The sequence below is a fragment of the Enterobacter sp. CRENT-193 genome (assembly GCF_002787395.1).
GTDB classification, from domain to species: Bacteria; Pseudomonadota; Gammaproteobacteria; order Enterobacterales; family Enterobacteriaceae; genus Enterobacter; species Enterobacter hormaechei_C.
The window spans coordinates 2,524,278-2,542,356 of sequence record NZ_CP024812.1 but is presented as its reverse complement, the minus strand read 5'-3'; the positions used below and the strand labels follow the sequence as shown (position 1 = coordinate 2,542,356).

General features: G+C 55.4%; 13 protein-coding genes and 2 tRNA genes. 6 read left to right on the top strand and 9 right to left on the bottom strand.

Annotated elements, in window-relative coordinates; translation table 11 throughout:
• Positions 1-21: 21 nt before the first annotated feature.
• Positions 22-2,715 carry a cation-transporting P-type ATPase gene (locus CU081_RS12410; RefSeq protein ID WP_003859527.1) on the bottom strand — a complete coding sequence of 898 codons (2,694 nt, stop codon included), beginning with the start codon at positions 2,713-2,715 and terminating at the stop codon, positions 22-24.
• 47 nt (positions 2,716-2,762) lie between these two features.
• Positions 2,763-3,194, bottom strand: a complete 432-nt coding sequence (locus CU081_RS12405; RefSeq protein WP_003859525.1) for a universal stress protein — start codon at positions 3,192-3,194, stop codon at positions 2,763-2,765.
• 472 nt (positions 3,195-3,666) lie between these two features.
• On the opposite strand from CU081_RS12405, the gene CU081_RS12400 reads away from it, so the two are divergent.
• Genes CU081_RS12400 through CU081_RS12390 form a run of 3 tightly spaced genes read left to right on the top strand, consistent with a single transcriptional unit; the run spans position 3,667 to position 8,776 of the window.
• A complete protein-coding gene (locus CU081_RS12400; RefSeq protein WP_003859521.1) occupies positions 3,667-4,752 on the top strand; it encodes an efflux RND transporter periplasmic adaptor subunit in 1,086 nt (361 codons plus the stop codon).
• A complete protein-coding gene (locus CU081_RS12395) occupies positions 4,752-7,814 on the top strand; it encodes an efflux RND transporter permease subunit (protein ID WP_003859520.1) in 3,063 nt (1,020 codons plus the stop codon). The genes CU081_RS12400 and CU081_RS12395 overlap by 1 nt, the downstream gene beginning before the upstream one ends.
• A 38-nt stretch (positions 7,815-7,852) precedes the next feature.
• On the top strand, positions 7,853-8,776 hold the full coding sequence (locus tag CU081_RS12390) for an acyltransferase (RefSeq protein WP_162183709.1): 924 nt from the start codon (positions 7,853-7,855) through the stop codon (positions 8,774-8,776).
• Here CU081_RS12390 and pagP read toward each other — a convergent pair.
• Positions 8,773-9,348 carry a lipid IV(A) palmitoyltransferase PagP gene (gene pagP / locus CU081_RS12385; protein ID WP_003859516.1) on the bottom strand — a complete coding sequence of 192 codons (576 nt, stop codon included), beginning with the start codon at positions 9,346-9,348 and terminating at the stop codon, positions 8,773-8,775. The genes CU081_RS12390 and pagP overlap by 4 nt on opposite strands.
• A gap of 256 nt (positions 9,349-9,604) precedes the next feature.
• Between pagP and shiA the strand changes: the two genes are divergently transcribed.
• Entirely contained in the window at positions 9,605-10,921 is a 1,317-nt protein-coding gene (shiA, locus tag CU081_RS12380) for a shikimate transporter (RefSeq protein ID WP_003859514.1), read from the top strand.
• A gap of 76 nt (positions 10,922-10,997) precedes the next feature.
• A complete protein-coding gene (locus tag CU081_RS12375) occupies positions 10,998-12,452 on the top strand; it encodes an AMP nucleosidase (protein ID WP_022651470.1) in 1,455 nt (484 codons plus the stop codon).
• Positions 12,453-12,587: 135 nt separating this feature from the next.
• Here CU081_RS12375 and CU081_RS12370 read toward each other — a convergent pair.
• Together CU081_RS12370 and emmdR are read right to left on the bottom strand one after the other, a co-directional pair.
• Positions 12,588-12,663: transfer RNA gene (locus CU081_RS12370), tRNA-Asn, on the bottom strand.
• 103 nt (positions 12,664-12,766) lie between these two features.
• Entirely contained in the window at positions 12,767-14,185 is a 1,419-nt protein-coding gene (gene emmdR, locus CU081_RS12365) for a multidrug efflux MATE transporter EmmdR (protein ID WP_003859510.1), read from the bottom strand.
• A 226-nt stretch (positions 14,186-14,411) separates the two neighbouring features.
• Between emmdR and CU081_RS12360 the strand changes: the two genes are divergently transcribed.
• Positions 14,412-14,487 (top strand) — tRNA-Asn (locus CU081_RS12360).
• Between the two features lie 147 nt (positions 14,488-14,634).
• Here CU081_RS12360 and CU081_RS12355 read toward each other — a convergent pair.
• From CU081_RS12355 to dacD, 4 genes are all read right to left on the bottom strand, one after another.
• Complete coding sequence (locus CU081_RS12355) at positions 14,635-14,970, bottom strand: DUF496 family protein (protein ID WP_000450410.1); 336 nt, start codon at positions 14,968-14,970, stop codon at positions 14,635-14,637.
• Positions 14,971-15,117: 147 nt separating this feature from the next.
• Positions 15,118-16,176 (bottom strand): FUSC family protein, encoded by a 1,059-nt coding sequence (locus tag CU081_RS12350; RefSeq protein ID WP_003859506.1) that lies wholly within the window; start codon positions 16,174-16,176, stop codon positions 15,118-15,120.
• A gap of 91 nt (positions 16,177-16,267) precedes the next feature.
• Positions 16,268-16,741, bottom strand: coding sequence for a DNA gyrase inhibitor SbmC (sbmC, locus tag CU081_RS12345; RefSeq protein ID WP_003859504.1), 474 nt, complete (start codon positions 16,739-16,741; stop codon positions 16,268-16,270).
• A gap of 118 nt (positions 16,742-16,859) precedes the next feature.
• Positions 16,860-18,032 carry a serine-type D-Ala-D-Ala carboxypeptidase DacD gene (gene dacD, locus CU081_RS12340; RefSeq protein WP_047740833.1) on the bottom strand — a complete coding sequence of 391 codons (1,173 nt, stop codon included), beginning with the start codon at positions 18,030-18,032 and terminating at the stop codon, positions 16,860-16,862.
• Positions 18,033-18,079 lie beyond the last annotated feature (47 nt).

Sequence of the window (18,079 nt, the reverse complement as noted above, 5' to 3'; positions counted from 1 at the left end):
AGGCTTAGCCTGCTCATTCAGTCATCTTTTCATCGTGCGCCATCTCCGGGTAAGGACTTTTTCTGCTTCAACAATCATGAACATCGCAAACCCAATCAGGAAGGTAATGATCCAGTAGCGGAACGGTAGCGCTTCGGTACCGAACAGCATTTGCATGAACGGCGCATAGATGATCAGAAGCTGAAGGGCCAGAAGTACGCCGCTCACGATCCATATCCCCTTATTAGCCAGCAGACCTTTACTCAGGGAGAAACCGTCGGTGACGCGGCAGTTGAGCATGTAAAACCACTGGGCGGTGACCAGCGTTTGCAGCAACACGGTGCGGATGAACTCCGGCGAGTAGCCGCGAGGTTGCAGCCAGGCCTCCAGCACAAAGGCGCTGATGGCAATCATCAGGCCGACAAACACCACTCGCCAGATGGCATAACCGTCCATCACATGCAGGTTAGACTTACGCGGCGGCCGGTTCATGATGTCCTTCTCACCCGCTTCAAACGCCAGGCCAAACGACAGCGTTGCCGAGGTTGCCATGTTCATCCACAGGATCAGTACCGGTGTTAACGGGATCAGGTTCCCCGCCAGCAGGGCAATAATGATCAGCAGGGCCTGGGCGATGTTGCTCGGGATAACGAACAAAATGGTCTTTTTCAGGTTGTCGTAGACCCGACGCCCTTCATGGACCGCCCGGGCAATGGTGGCAAAGTTATCATCCGTTAACACCATATCGGCGGCTTCTTTGGTGACTTCAGTACCTTTGATCCCCATCGCGATGCCGACATCCGCCCGCTTCAGCGCAGGCGCATCGTTCACCCCGTCCCCGGTCATTCCGACCACTTCCTGCTTACTTTGCAGCGCCTGCACCAGGCGGAATTTATCTTCCGGGCTGGTTCGGGCAAAGATATCGTATTTTTGCGCCGCCTCGCTCAGCTGGTGGTCGTCCATCGCCTCCAGCTCGCGCCCGGTAATGGCGCTCGCCGCGTTGCCAATACCCAGCATCTGTCCAATGCTCATCGCCGTTTGTGGATGATCCCCGGTAATCATTTTCACGCGAATGCCCGCCTGCAAGCAGTCGGCAATGGCCGAAATGGCTTCCGGGCGCGGGGGATCCATCATGCCCGCAATGCCGAGCAGTATGACCCCCTCTTGCAGATCCGCATGCGTCAGCTCGCGCTGCCCGCTGGCGGCCGGTTTCCAGGCCGCAGCCACCATGCGCAATCCCTCGCGCGCATACTCTTCAATCTTCTCTTCCCAATAGTGCAGGTTGAACGGCTCCAGCCCGTTTTGGGTCTGCTGGTGCTGGCAAAGACGGAAAAGGACGTCCGGCGCACCGGTGATTAACATCACCTCTTCGTCGCCCAGGCGATAGAGGGTGGACATGTATTTATATTGCGAATCGAATGGGATTTTACTGCGCAATTCGGCGTCAATTGTCGGAAGCGGGATTTTGGCCGCCAGCACCTTCAGCGCGCCTTCGGTTGGCCCGCCGGTGATTTTCCACAGCCCCTGCTCATCTTTGATCAGCTGGCTGTCATTACAGAGATCGACGGTGCGCAGATAGCGCTCAAGCACAGATCCCTGGGTCACGGTGACCGGTGTTGGATCGTCAACAGGGTGAATAGCGCCCACCGGTTCGTAACTGTCTCCCTCGACGCGGTAGGTGGTGTCCGCGGTAATCACCGCTTTTACCGTCATCTCATTCATGGTCAGGGTGCCGGTTTTATCCGAGCAGATAACCGTCATCGCCCCCAGCGTTTCCACGGTAGGCAGCTTGCGAATAATCGCCTTGCGACGCGCCATCGCCTGCACGCCCAGCGAGAGGATGATCGAGATAATGGCCGGTAATCCTTCCGGCACAGCCGCCACCGCAAGGCTAATCAGCGACAGCACCAGCTCTGAAACGGGCATATCGCGGAAGATGAGGCTGAAAACGAACAGCGCCAGCATCATCACCAGAATGGTGATAAAAATGGTCTTGCCGAGCTTGTCCATTTGCACCATCAACGGGGTACGGTGTTTTTCAATGTCTGACATCATCTGGTTGATATGGCCGAGTTCGGTCTCCCCACCAGTCGCCACCACCAGCCCTTTTCCCCCGCCGGAGCTGACGGTGGTGCCCGAATACAGCAGATTGTAACGGTCACCTAACGGGAGTTCGCCGCTGAGCACATCGCTGCTTTTCTCCACTACCGTGGATTCGCCGGTGAGAATAGCTTCTTCCACCCGCAGGTTGTGCGCCTCTATCACGCGAAGATCGGCAGGAATGCGATCCCCGGCGCGTATCACGACGATATCTCCGGGCACCAGCGCTGTCGTCGGGATAGTTTCATGGTTGCCCTGCCGGATGACCACAGCCTCGCTGGAGAGCATATTACGAATGCTTTGCAGCGATTTCTCCGCATTGCTCTCCTGAATATGGCCAATCAGGGCGTTAATGATAGCCACCCCAAGAATGACAAACATATCCACCCAGTGTCCCATTATCAGCTTCAGCAGCGCCGCCGCCAGAAGGACGTAAATAAGGACATCGTTGAAATGGGCCAGAAAGCGCAGCCAGCCAGGTTTACCCGGTTTTTGCGGTAAGGCGTTTTCGCCGTATTTTTCCAGCCTGGCGGTGGCTTCTGTACTGCTAAGTCCGTCGAGGCTGGATTGGATATTTGTCAGGGTTTCATCAACGGTCTGTTGATAATACGGGCGGTGAGGCTTTTCTGTTTTCATCGTTCCTTCCTCGGGTTCTTTTCAGAAATCACCTTGCTTTCATGTCATTAACGAATAACGAAAACAGGAACATGCGCATAACGAACGATACTCGCCGCCTCTGACCCTAATAAATGGGTTTGAATATTGGGATTACGCGATCCCACAATAATCGCACCGACGTTAAGTTCATCCGCCAGTTTGATTACCTCATCACGTATATTCCCGCTGCGAACATGCAGATGGACATTTGCTTCCGGCAGGTTGATTTTTTTTACCAGCGCAGCCAGTTTTTCTTTAGCATTATTAATCATATATTCATCCATCTTTCTCGCGTCTGCAATAAAACCGCGGGTCAGTTCCGCCGAGAACTTTGGCATAACGTACAGCAGATGGACATTACCCGATGCGCTTTGCGCCAGGAATTGGGCATGCTGTAGCGCTTTATCAGACAACGCTGTTTCGTATACATCCACCGGCACCAGAATCGTTTTATACATATCAAGCATCCTTTTTATAACCAACACAACAGTGAGTGAATCAGGAGAGATCGCATCAACCCCATGGGTACAGGCGTGAATGCCTTTTACGGAAAAAAGGAATGGATGCTATTAAACGTAGCACAGGAATATCAGGATGTTATTCAAAGGGGATACGCTATTGTAACGCTTGTTTCGCCTGAGTATGTCACGCCACTAATAATGGTTATTTAACATTTATTTATTCACCGACTATGCTCATAGTCAGGCATGCAACACGTTCATTCTCTTTATCCCGCGCCACCTTCAACCTCATGGAGGAATGCATGTACGGTTTAAGCCTGATTCGCCTTGGTTTGTTTATTGCGCTCGCCATTATCGCCAGCACAGCAATCGGTTTATTTACCTATGTGGTCGTCTCGGCCCTGGCAGAATAGCGCCACCCCAGCATTGATGACGAAATAAATAAAACAATTATTATCAGGGGAATACTGTGAAGCGCTACCTCTCTCTTCTGCCTGTTGTTTTATTGCTGCTGACGGCGTGCGATCCGAAATCCGACCGCGCCGCGCCCCTGCCGAAAATGGTAAAAGTCGCAGAGGTGGTGAAGGCTGGCAACGCGCAGCAGCGCGTCTTTCCCGCCCGTATCGAATCCGGCGATGCCACGGATCTTGCGTTCAAACGTGCCGGGCAGATTGAGACCCTGGACATTCGCCAGGGTGTCGTTGTCAAACAGGGGCAACGGCTCGCCAGTCTTAACGATCGCGAAGCCCGGCAGCGTCTGAATGACAGGCAAACGGCGGCGACCCTGGCTCAGCGGCAATTCGACCGCTTCCAGACCCTGGCAGGACGCCAGGCCGTGTCGAAGGCCGAGATGGATGTCCAGCGCGCAAACCGCGATTCTGCAAACGCCGCGCTACAGATTGCACGCGAAGAATTGGGTCAGATGACGCTCGTCGCCCCCTTCAGCGGGACAGCGGCCAGCGTACATGTGCGAAACCATCAGGTCGTCTCAGCCGGCCAGCCCGTCGTCACATTAACCCGTACCGATCTGCTGGACGTGGTGTTCAGCCTTCCAGAGAACCTGTTTAACACCTTCGATATTCGCAATGCGCAGTACAAACCGGTAGTGAAGATCAACGCCCTGCCCGGTCGCGAGTTTACCGCTGTGTACAAAGAGCACTCAGGCAGTAGCGACAGCAACACTTTGACCTGGCAGGTAATTTTAACCATGCCCCGCCCGGATGATTTTCCCGTCGTGGGCGGCGTCAGCGGAACGGTCACCATCAATTTAACCAACCTACCGGCGGGCGTGGGCAGTGAGGCGCTGGTGGTGCCGGTTGAAGCGGTCTTTAACCCGGATAACCGCCCGCGCAATGAGCCACACGTCTGGGTGGTGACGGGCGAAGGCGATACGTTGCACCTTGAAGATCGTAAGGTCAGCGTGGGACAAGTCAGCGCTGAGGGGGTCATCATCGTCGGTGGGCTTAAGGCGGGTGAACGCGTGGTGGCCGCAGGCGTTGGGGAGTTACATCCCAACCAGCCGGTACGTATCTGGACGCGTGAACGGGGACTGTAATGGATATCTCTCGTCAGTTTATCAGCAACCCGGTTCGCGTCTGGCTGACGATTTTGCTGCTGGGCGTAGGCGGCATTATTGCCCTGTTGAACATCGGCAGACTGGAAGATCCGGCGTTTACCATCAAAACGGCGGTGGTGATCACCCATTATCCGGGCGCGTCGGCGCAGCAGGTTGAGGAAGAGGTCACCCTGCCGCTGGAAAACGCGCTTCAGCAATTACCTTACCTGGATAACGTCAGCTCCATCTCCTCCAGCGGCCTGTCGCAGATCACGGTCAATATAGCCTCGCGCTACCACTCAAATGCGCTGCCGCAAATCTGGGATGAACTGCGTCGCCGGGTGGGAGATGCCGCCCGACAGTTTCCACCCGGCGTAGTGACCCCGTTTGTGAATGATGATTTTGGCGATGTGTTCGGCTTTTTCTTTGCCATTTCCGGCGATGAATTCAGCAATCCGGAACTGGTCCGGTATGCCGAGCAGCTGCGCCGGGAGTTGGTCCTCGTGCCAGGCGTGGGCAAAGTGGCCATCGGCGGAGCCCTCACCCAGCAGATTAACGTGGACATTTCTCTGAGCAAAATGGCCGCGCGCGGGATAACGCTGAACCAGCTTTCTGCCCAGCTCAGCAGGCTGAACGTGGTCTCCAGCGCGGGAGAGATCCCCTCCGGTACTGAGTCAATTCGTCTGCATCCTACCGGTGAATTCGAAAGTATTGACGAGCTGGCCGATCTCATCGTGACCCCGCCGGGCGTTGGGGCGGCTACCCGCTTACGGGATATTGCCACCCTGTCACGCGGGCTGGATGCCTCCCCTGCCAGCATCTACCATGCCAACGGCAGAAAAGCCGTCACCATGGGCGTCTCCTTTATCCCCGGCGTTAACGTGATCGACGTGGGAGATGCCCTGGAGGCGAAGCTTGAGCAGATGTCAGCCGAGAAACCGGCAGGTATCCACATCGACCTGTTTTACGATCAGGCGGCGGAGGTCGGGCATTCCGTCAACGGATTTATCATTAATTTCCTGATGGCGCTGGCGATTGTCGTCGGTGTGTTGCTGATCTTTATGGGCTTACGCAGCGGGATCATTATCGCCTTTTCCCTCGCGCTTAATGTGCTGGGTACGCTGCTGATCATGTATCTCTGGGGTATTGAACTACAGCGCATTTCACTGGGCGCGCTGATCATCGCCCTCAGCATGCTGGTCGACAATGCCATTGTTATTGTCGAAGGGGTACTGATAGCCCGGCAGCAGGGCTCGTCCCTGATGAACGCCATTAGCAACATTATTCGCCGTTCTGCGCTGCCGCTGCTGGGTGCGACGGTGATCGCCATCCTGGCCTTTGCGCCCGTCGGGCTGTCGCAGGACTCTACCGGCGAATACTGTAAGTCGCTGTTTCAGGTTCTGCTGATTTCGCTCATGCTGAGCTGGTTCTCTGCCCTCACCATTACACCGGTGCTGATCAAATGGTGGCTGTTTAAACGGGACGCTGCGCCGCCAGAGGCCGACGAAACGGATCCCTATGACAAACGCATCTATCGGATCTATCAGGCGGTGCTCAACGCGCTGTTACGGCGTAAAGCGCCAACGCTGGTGGTGATGGCCGCACTGCTGGCAGCCGCCATCTGGGGCTTTGGCTCGGTGCGGCAGAACTTCTTCCCCTCCTCCAGCACGCCGATTTTCTTTGTCGACCTCTGGCTCCCTTACGGTACCGACATTAAATGGACCGAGAAGATGACCGGTGATATCGAGAAAACCATTAACGGCCAGCCTGGTGTGGAAACCACGGTCTCGACGATTGGTCAGGGAAGTATGCGATTTATTTTGACCTACAGCGGACAGCGGCAGTACAGCAACTATGCGCAAATCATGGTGAGAATGGACGACCAGCGTAACATCCCCGCCCTGACCCGCCACGTTGATGAGTACATCGCCCGGAACTATCCGCAGGTTAACGCCAGCACGAAGCGGGTGATGTTTGGCCCCTCCGGCGACAGCGCTATTGAAGTGCGTATTAAAGGCCCCGATCCCGACAGGCTGCGTCTGATCGCCAGCCAGGTAGACAACATTCTTACGCGCGATCCGGCGACGGACAGCGTCAGGAACGACTGGCAAAACCGCAGCAAAGTGATCCGCCCGCAGTACGTCACCGCGCTCGGACGTGAGCTTGGCGTGGATAAGCAGGACGTCGATAACGCACTGGAGATGAATTTCTCCGGCAGCCGGGCAGGACTGTACAGAGAAGGAAGCGATCTGTTACCCGTGGTGGTGCGCCCGCCGGAAAGCGAGCGGCTGGACGCCAACCACCTGAACAACGTCCTGGTCTGGAGCCAGACCCGGCAGCAGTATATTCCGCTGAGCAACGTCGTCAGCGGCTTCGCGCTGGAGTGGGAAGATCCGCTGATCCTGCGTCGCGACCGCTCGCGCGTGCTTACCGTGCAGACCGACCCTGACCCGTTGAGCCAGCAAACGTCCGGCGATATTCTCGCCCGCGTGAAGCCGCAAATAGATGCCCTGCCCCTGCCTCACGGCTACAGCATTGAGTGGGGCGGGGACGCGGAGAATTCCAGCGAAGCGCAGCAGGGGCTATTTACTACGCTGCCGATCGGGTATCTGGTGATGTTTGTGATCACGGTGCTGATGTTCAGTTCGGTGAAAAACGCCGTCGCTATCTGGCTGACCGTGCCGCTGGCGCTGATCGGCGTGACGCCGGGGTTTTTAATTACCGGCATCCCCTTTGGCTTTATGGCGTTGATTGGCCTGCTGAGCCTGAGCGGGATGCTGATCCGCAACGGCATTGTGCTGGTAGAGGAGATAGAACAGCAGAAAACGCAGCAGGATCAGCACAGCGCGATTGTTTACGCCGCCACCTCGCGCCTGCGCCCCATCCTGCTCACCGCCTTTACCACCGTGCTCGGGCTCGCTCCTCTGCTGCTGGATGTGTTCTTCCAGAGCATGGCCGTTGTGATTATGTTTGGACTTGGGTTTGCTACAATCCTGACGCTGCTGGTACTCCCGGTAATTTACGCGTGTTTCCATCGTAAGGACGAAGCTGAACAACAATGAATGCGACAGGGCTGAACATCATCAAGACGCTGGGCTGTATGACGGCGGTGACCTTCTTCACCATCTACAATACTTGGGATCGGTACGATTATGACTATCACTGGATCCTCGGCTTTTTAACGTTTATCTCGACCATTGCCACGCCGCTGTTTTTTGTAGTGGCGGGCTATCTGGATGGACAATCCCGCCATGGCACCCGCTGGCAGCTTGATAAGATCAAAAGCCTGGTGATCGTCTTTCTGTTCTGGGTGACCATTTATTACCTGTGGGAGCCCTATCAGCGCGGGTATCTGATCCAGCCCTGGTTCGTGTTCGCGTTTATCGTGATTTACACGTTTCACCCGGTGGTGGAGCGGCTCAGCCAGCGACGAACGCTCTTTTGCGGGGTGATTGCCGCCCTGCTGCTTTTCTCATACGGGTACGATTTGCTGTCGGCCCTCTATCCTGATGCCCACGTCCTTTCATTGTCGCCGCAGTATCGCCTGTGGACGTGGCTGCTGTTTTATCTGACAGGCCAGCTCTTTTGCGATCCGCAGATCGCGGCGTGGATCGGCCGCAAAAACGTGGTCAGGGCCGCGGTGATTGCGATACCGTTTATCTATCTCTTCACATGGTTTTACGAACGGCACTTCTTTTTTGCGCTATTTAAAGCAGACAGAAACGCCTTTATCCTCACCGGATCGCAAATTTACATTCTGATTATTGCCCTGGTGATTGCGGCAAATGGCGTACGGTTTCGCCGCAATGCGGAGTTTAAAGAGTCCGTGCTGGCCGCCATTAGCAAAACGATGACCGGGGTCTATATCATGCACTACTCGGTGTTTCACCTGCTGACCGCGCTCATTCCGGTGACGTCCCTGAGCACCAAACTTGCTCTGATTGTGCTTACGTTTGTTACGTCGGTCCTGTTTTCGCTGCTGATCCTGTCCAACACAGTGGCCAAAAAAGTGATCACCCTCTAAAAGCCCAGGCGCAGCCAGGCAAACAGCACGTTGCCGTTGTTGTAGGTCCCGGGAATATAGGTGAACTGGACGGTGACGCGCTTATATCCGGCAGAGAAAAGCGGGAAGATAAACGGCAGCGGGACATAGTTGGCAAAGTCGTCGCGCGCGGTGATCCCCGCGGCGGCCCCCAGCCCCAGACGGAAATCTTTTGCGTTATCCAGATACCACCCCTTCTCCCAGCCGTAACCCATCGCGGGCTGCCACTCGTTGTGGGAATCTTTAAACATCATGGCAAACAGCGCGCTCCAGTTGCCCTCGTCGTTGTAGCGAGACACGCCCAGCCCCCCGCCCCACGGCATTTCGTTGTAATTATCCGTTTTCTCTTTGTCATACATGAAGCGTGCATGCCAGCTCAAAAACGGAAGGTAGAGATCGTAACGATCCGGCTGTTCCCAGGTTTGCGCAATATCGTCCGTTACTGCATCCCACCAGCGATGAATACGCTGTTCGCCATAGACTTTCGGCTCCGCATGCAGCGGAGATACGACTAAAAACAGGACTACCCACAGTGCAGGAAAGAGGCGTTGCATCGTTATTCCCTCAGCTTACGTCACACAGCGATCATTATTACTGTAAACCATTCAGCCCTAACCGGAGCCAAACAGGCTGATTTATGTTGTCGCCCGATAAGATGAAATTTATTTATTCTGCGCTTTCAGGAAAGATAAAAACGTTTTCTCAGGCCGCGTGTCGCGGTAGTCTCATACGTTCCGCCAATATGACGGCCGTGATGTGAGTGACCTTTCCTTATACCAATAATTAAAAATCAGTACAGACAGGACAACTATGGACTCCACCCTTATCTCCGCTCGCCGCAACGAGGAGACACCCTCGCTTAACCGCGCCCGCCGCGCCGCTTTAGGTAGCTTCGCAGGCGCCGTCGTCGACTGGTATGACTTTCTGCTCTACGGTATTACCGCTGCGCTGGTCTTTAACCGTGAATTCTTTCCCCAGATCAGCCCCGCCATGGGTACGCTTGCTGCGTTTGCCACCTTCGGTGTCGGTTTTCTGTTTCGTCCGCTGGGCGGGATAATTTTCGGCCACTTCGGCGATCGCCTTGGCCGGAAACGTATGCTGATGCTCACCGTGTGGATGATGGGTATTGCCACCGCGCTAATCGGTATTTTGCCCTCCTTTGCATCGATTGGCTGGTGGGCCCCGGTGTTGCTGGTGACGCTGCGCGCCATTCAGGGCTTTGCCGTTGGCGGCGAATGGGGCGGTGCGGCATTGCTGTCCGTGGAAAGCGCGCCGAAGAACAAGAAAGCGTTCTACAGCAGCGGCGTGCAGGTAGGTTATGGCGTGGGTCTGCTGCTCTCCACGGGCCTGGTGTCGCTAATAAGCCAGCTCACGGCAGACGAGCAGTTCCTGAGCTGGGGCTGGCGTATTCCGTTTATCTTCAGCATTGTGCTGGTCGTGGTGGCCCTGTGGATCCGTAACGGCATGGAAGAGTCGGCTGAGTTTGAGCGGCAGCAACGCGAAAAACCGGTCGCCAAAAAACGGCTGCCGGTAATGGAAGCGCTCGTGCAGCACCCTGGCGCTTTTCTGAAAATTATCGCCCTGCGCCTGTGCGAACTGCTGACGATGTATATCGTCACCGCCTTTGCCCTCAACTATTCCACGCAAAACCTCGGCCTGCCGCGGGAATTGTTCCTGAATATTGGCCTGGTGGTGGGCGGGATCAGTTGCCTGACTATCCCCTGCTTCGCCTGGCTGGCGGATCGCTTTGGCCGTCGACGGGTGTATATCACCGGGGCGCTTATCGGCACACTCAGCGCCTGGCCGTTCTTTATGGCGCTGGAGGCACAGTCGGTCTTCTGGATTGTTTTCTTCGCGATCATGCTTGCGAACATCGCTCACGATATGGTGGTCTGCGTGCAGCAGCCGATGTTTACCGAGCTGTTTGGCGCAAGCTACCGCTACAGCGGCGCGGGCGTGGGATATCAGGTGGCGAGCGTGGTCGGCGGCGGGTTTACGCCGTTTATCGCCGCCGCGCTGGTGACGTTCTCCGGCGGTAACTGGCATAGCGTGGCGATTTATCTGCTGGCGGGTTGCCTGCTTTCTGCTGCCACCGCCCTGTTGATGAAGGAAACCGCGCACAGCTGATCTCCTCACTTTTGTTTCACAGGCGTGTGACATACTATCGGGTATAGCCGCACACCTGTGGAACAAGGAGACAGACATGAATAATGAGGGCTCCAGCCTGACCCCGGCTCAGGCGCTGGAAAAACTCGACGCGCTGTATGAACAGTCCGTCAATGCACTGCGCAGCGCCATCAGTGACTATATCGAAACAGGGAAACTTCCCGATGAAAAGGCCAGAACCCAGGGCCTTTTTGTTTATCCATCGCTCTCTGTCACCTGGGACGGTAGCGCCAGCAGCAATCCGAAAACCCGCGCCTATGCGCGTTTCACCCACTCCGGCTGTTACAGCACAACCATCACGCGACCTGCGCTGTTCCGCCCCTACCTGGAAGAACAGCTTACCCTGCTGTATCAGGATTACGGCGCGCATATCAGCGTTGAGCCGTCCCTGCACGAGATCCCTTACCCGTACGTGATAGACGGCTCAGCGCTGACGCTGGATCGCTCCATGAGCGCAGGGCTGACCCGTCATTTCCCGACCACTGAGCTGTCGCAGATTGGCGATGAGACGGCGGACGGGATCTATCACCCGGCAGAGTTTTCACCCCTGTCGCACTTTGATGCACGCCGTGTCGATTTCTCGCTGGCACGCCTGCGCCACTACACCGGCACGCCAGCCGAACATTTCCAGCCGTTCGTGCTGTTTACCAACTACACCCGCTATGTAGACGAATTTGTTCGCTGGGGCTGTAGCCAGATCCTCGATCCGGACAGTCCTTACGTCGCCCTCTCCTGCGCGGGCGGGATCTGGATCACCGCCGAAACCGAAGCACCGGAAGAGGCCATCTCCGACCTGGCGTGGAAAAAGCACCAGATGCCCGCCTGGCACCTGATCACCGCCGACGGTCAGGGCATTACGCTGATTAACATCGGCGTTGGCCCGTCGAATGCGAAAACCATCTGCGACCATCTGGCGGTACTGCGCCCGGACGTCTGGCTGATGATCGGCCACTGCGGCGGCCTGCGTGAAAGCCAGCTGATTGGCGATTACGTCCTCGCCCACGCTTATCTGCGTGACGACCATGTTCTTGACGCGGTTCTGCCGCCGGATATTCCTATCCCGAGTATCGCGGAAGTGCAGCGCGCTCTGTACGACGCCACCAAAGAGGTGAGCGGCATGCCGGGTGAAGAGGTGAAACAGCGCCTGCGTACCGGTACGGTCGTTACCACCGACGACCGTAACTGGGAGCTGCGCTATTCCGCCTCCGCCCTGCGTTTCAATCTTAGCCGTGCGGTCGCAATCGATATGGAAAGCGCCACCATTGCCGCGCAGGGCTACCGCTTCCGCGTCCCTTACGGCACGCTGCTGTGCGTGTCCGATAAACCGCTGCACGGCGAGATCAAACTGCCGGGCCAGGCGAACCGTTTTTACGAAGGGGCGATCTCAGAGCACCTTCAGATTGGTATTCGCGCCATCGATTTACTGCGTGCAGAGGGCGACAAACTGCATTCCCGCAAGCTGCGAACCTTCAATGAGCCACCGTTCCGCTGATAACAAGGACACATCACGCATACCACTCACCCGGCCTGGGATTTCGTAGGTCGGGTAAGGCGAAGCCGCCACCCGACAATTTTACCGAACGCAGAAAAGCAAAAAGCCTGCTTTAAAAGCAGGCTTTTTTAAATTTGGCTCCTCTGACTGGACTCGAACCAGTGACATACGGATTAACAGTCCGCCGTTCTACCGACTGAACTACAGAGGAATCGTGTGAACGGGGCGCATATTATCGATGCGCCCTGAGGATGTCAAAGGGTGAATGCAGATTTTCAATCGTTTGCCGATTTATTCTCCACTTCGCACATTTGTCAGGCACTTGTCGTTTCCGAAACCTCCTGCTCCGGTTTTTTTCGCGGATATTTCCACAGCCAGCGCCCGCTCACCATGCGCCAGTAGAACAGCGCGCCGCGCACGGCCCAGTCAAGGAACATCCCCAGCCAGACGCCGACAACGCCCATACCTACCATCACCCCCAGCGTGTAGCCCGCCACGACGCGACAGCCCCACATGCCGAGCATGGAGACCCACATCGCAAACCGGGCATCGCGCGCCCCTTTCAGCCCGGCAGGAAGTACCCAGGACGCGGCCCAGATTGGCATAAACGCCGCGTTGAGCCAAATGAGCACCTTCACGACCTCTTTCACGTCATTTTCATGCGTATAGAACGAGGCCATCAGCCCGGCAAAAGGCGCAGTTCCCCACGCAATCGCCGTCAGTCCAATGGTTGAAAGCCAGAAGACATGCCGAAGCTGCCGTTCCGCCTGCCCTATCTGCCCCTTTCCGAGACGTCTGCCGGTGATGATCGTCGACGCCGACCCCAGCGCGTTTCCCGGCAGGTTAATGAGTGAGGCAATGGAGAAGGCAATAAAGTTGCCGGCGATGACGTCTGTTCCCATCCCGGCAACAAACATCTGCGTCAGCAGTTTCCCGCCGTTAAACAACACGGATTCGATGCTGGCCGGAATCCCGATCCCCATCACTTCCCAGATAATGGCGAAGTTAAGCGGACGGAAATAACTTTTCAGCGTCAGGCGCAGCGATGGCGTAATTCCCGCCATCAGTACGCCAATTATCGCTGCCGCACCAATATAACGGGAAATGGTCAGCCCTAAACCCGCGCCGACAAAGCCCAGCCCCTCCCAGGAAAAGACGCCATAAATCAAAACGCTGCTGATAATGATGTTCAGGATGTTCATGCCGCCGTTGATCAGCAGCGGGATTTTGGTATTCCCTGCTCCACGAAGCGCACCGCTACCAATCAGCGCGATGGCAGCCGCCGGATAACTCAACACCGTCATTTCCAGGTAGGTGAGAGCCAGATCCTTCACCTCACTGGTCGCTTCTCCCGCGACAAAGTCGATAATTTCTTTGCCGTAATAATGGATAACCGCCGCAAGGATGATCGAAAAGAGGGTCATGATCATCAGCGACTGTCTGGCCGCTTCGCGGGCACGCTTCGGATCGAGCTTACCCAGGCTAAACGCCACCACCACCGTCGTACCGAGATCGATAGCGGCAAAGAAGGACATCACCACCATATTGAAACTATCCGCCAGCCCTACCCCGGCCATAGCTTCTTTACCGAGCCAGCTCACCAGGAATGTGCTCAGCACGCCCATCAACAGGACGCAGGTATTCTCCAGGAAAATAGGCACAGCAAGGGGGGTGATTTCACGCCAGAAGAGAACTCGATAACTTTTACGTTTTGCATACCAGGGCGTGCGCATAATCGCCTGGCGTAGGGGTGCGGTGACGTTCAAAATGGACCTTAGCGAGAAAGTTGAAACTCCATTTCAAATGATGGGGCAGAAATGCGTATCCTGCAAAGTATTTTCCATAAAATTATGTTTGGATTTACAACAAAATGACGACAGAATCATCAAACAAACGCTTTTGCCTGAGATCAGGTTTGACAAAAGTTTTTTCGCCGCTAAGATAAGCCTCCACAACGATTCCTCTGTAGTTCAGTCGGTAGAACGGCGGACTGTTAATCCGTATGTCACTGGTTCGAGTCCAGTCAGAGGAGCCAAATTTAAAAAGCCTGCTTTTAGAGCAGGCTTTTTGCTTTTTTGCGTTCGGTAAAATTTTCGGGTGGCGGCTTCGCCTTACCCGACCTACGTGATAACAGTCCTGTAGGCCCGGTAAGCGCAGCGCCACCGGGCAACAGAGTGTGCGATTACTCGCCTTTAGCGTCGACGTTTTTGATTTCGCCCATCACTTTCAGCTTCTTGGAGATGTCGCGACGCTCTTTGGACAGCTCAGCGTTTTTGATGATGTAGTCATCAACGCGATCTTCATAATCGCTCTTCATGCTGGCGATGATGCCCTGAATAGCTTCAACGCTCATACCTGGCTTGATGTAGTCGCTCAGGTTGTCCAGCAGCAGGACACGTTTCTGGTTGTCACGGATCTTCTTCTCTACGTCCTGGATTTCGCGCTGTAGCTTGTTTTTGCGGCGGAACAGGCGGACGAACTCCAGAACATCCTGGAACGAAGGCTTGGTAGTTTCCATTTTTACACCCCTGATAATGTGAGATTCGGATTCGTTAAAGCAACCGTTTTAACAGACAGCGGCTGCGAATGACAATGAGTATATCGTTTAAAACCATCATAACCCTAATTGTTGCTGAATCGAAGCAGCAGGCATCACATACGCTTTTTATTTGCGCAGAGCCCGGCAAATCAGCTGCGATAACAACTCCAGCTGCCGCGCCAGCTCCATACTCAGCCAGACATAACCATGGATGGGCGTTTCCGCCACATTGTCGCCCTGGCGCTCATTCATCAGCTGTTTGAGCTCGGCGACGATTTCGTTCAGCCGCTCGCTGTTCGCCCGTATCGGCTGCGGGTTACCTTCATAGAGCGCATGAGCGATGGTCAGCAGGGTTTGTTGCGTCATCTGCTGCGTCTCTTTCAGCGTATGCGCGTTGAGCATCAGAAGATGGCTGGGGCGTGAGGCCCAGTGGGCATTGATTTGCAGTTCAAGCATACAGACCAGATTACGGCTGACCGTCTGAATAGCTTCAAAGATGGCTTTCTGGATATGGGTTTCTTTGCTTGCTGGCGTAATTAACCCGCGCATTTTGACCACATCATTGAGGATTTTTTGCAGATGCTTTTCCAGCCGCGGACGCTCAATCAGATTCGGCGAAAACCCGGCCTGGTAGACCCGGTTAAATGCCGTGACGTAGTTTGCCATCTGAATGCGCCAGTGCAGGAAGGCGCGCTGCGGCCAGATGCCGGTAAACAGCATGGCGAGCAACGAGCCGAGGATCACGTCCCCGCTTCGCCACAATGCGGTGGTCATATCGCCCGCAGGTGCGCCGACCACAACCGCGAGCGTAATGCCAATCAGCAGCGCCTGATACGGTTTCTTGCCGAGGGCCAGCCATCCGCAAAGAAACATCGCCACCGCGCACCACAGCAACATGAACGGAAATGAAATCAGCTCCAGTTTCAGGGCGATAAGCCCAAGAGCTGAGCCTAAAACGGTACCGCCTATGCGTTCGAAAGCGCGCGGGACCACGTTCCCCCAGAATGAGATCGGCCCCATCACCACCACCAGCGTGATCAGCGGCCACGTCCCTTCCGGGATATCCAGCAAACGAACCAGTACGAAGGTCAACACAAACGCCAGCGCAATGCGGCAACCGTGCACCACGCGATAATGTTTGTATAACCGAATTTCAAAAGGGGTTAATGACTTGTCGGGGCGCACACCCGTCTCCAGCTCTACGGCAAACCACAATTGTACTGTGTTTTCAGCCGGGTGGATCGCGCCCGGCTGAAAAACCCTGCGTTTCGCAGGATTATCCCACTTTGTGCTCTACCGGTACAAACATCTCAATATCCCAGTAGCCGTCAGCATTGCCATCGTTCAGATAGCGTTCGAAGCAGGGTTTTGCTGCAATCTGGAATTTGCTGTCTTCCAGAAGGGAGTTGAAGAACTGATACCACGGCGTGGCGAAATCATGATTTTCGACGCGCGCGGCAGCAATAGCATACTCTCCGGCAGCAATTTCGGTCATCATCACCCCTTCGCTGTTTTCAGGAATAGTGAAATCGTCTACTACCGTTACGGCGGTAACGCAGCGGAGCTTTTCTGCCGGCACGTCATCCGGATTGTCATAATAAACGGCCACCCACTCCTGCGGCTGAATATGACGACCATCTACCCACATGACCAGTTGTTCAAATCCCTGCTTGACCGTCTTTTCCCACGGCCCCACGAGATGAAAGCCTGCAATCGTACGTTTCTGTAGCTGCCTGATGCTGTAGTCCATGCTGCCTCCGTTTATTACTGTATATATATACACTGTAAAGCAGAATCGAGATTATCGGCAATCCAGGAGTGTTTATTATGTGAGCAGACTCGCAACACTGCCAGTCTGCCCTAAAAGGTCAGAGTTTATGATGCAGATAATCGCCAAGACGGGAGAAAAGCCCACCCTTTTCAACGCTTTCCAGCGTAACCAATGGCCAGTGCGCGACCACCTTGTCACGATCGTACAGCTGGATCTCCCCTACCCGCTGATGCGCGGCGATCGGCGCTTCCAGCTCTTTTTTATCCATCACGTATTTCGCCTTGATGTTCGGCACTTCCGATTTGGGTAATGCCAGCCAGAAGTCCTGATCCGTGCCCAGCGCGATCTGCTCTTTATCGCCGTACCAGATGCGCTCGGTTCCCACTTTTTTACCGTTATGCAGGATCTGCACCGTATCAAAATTTTGCTGTCCCCAGTGCAGCAGCTTGCGCGCCTGATCTTCACGTCCTTTCGGGCTGTCTGCCCCCATCACCACCGCAATCAGTCGACGCTGACCGTCCACCGCTGAGGCAATCAGGTTAAAGCCCGCGCCCGAGGTGTGTCCCGTTTTCAGGCCATCCACGTTCATGGTCTTATCCCACAGCAGGCCGTTGCGGTTCTGCTGGGTGATGCCGTTCCAGGTCAGGCTCTTCTCGCTGTACATGTGGTAGAACTCAGGCTCGCCGTGAATGATGGCCCGGGAAAGCACGGCGAGATCGTAGGCGGAGCTGTGCTGACCCGGTGCATCCAGCCCGTGTACGGTTTCGAAGTGGGTATCGCGCAGGTTCAGTTTTTCAACATAGTCATTCATCATCCTGACGAACTGCGGCTGACCGCCCGCCACGTGATCCGCCAGCGCCACGCAGGCATCATTGCCGGAATCAACAATCAGGCCGCGGCTGAGATCGCGCACGGAAACCCGATCGCCCTCCTTCAGAAACATCAGCGACGAACCGTCAAAGACCGGATTGCCTTTTGCCCAGGCGTCACGTCCGACCGTCACAATGTCATCGGGGCTGATGCGGTGGCTATCAATGGCGCGATCGACAACGTACCCCGTCATAAGTTTGGTCAGGCTCGCCGGATTGCGCTGCTGATGTTCGTTGCCCGCCGTTAAGATTTGACCCGTGGTGTAATCCATCAATACCCAGGAGCCAGCCTGGATGGCAGGCGGCTGAGGTGAAAAATCCAGCGGCTCGGCAGCCAGCGCGGATGAAATACTCGAAGCGAGTAAAGAAACAGCAATAAACAGACGGCGTTTCAACGGTATATCCTCAGGTCAGTAAAAATCGATGACCTTTTTACGGGAGTTCTGAT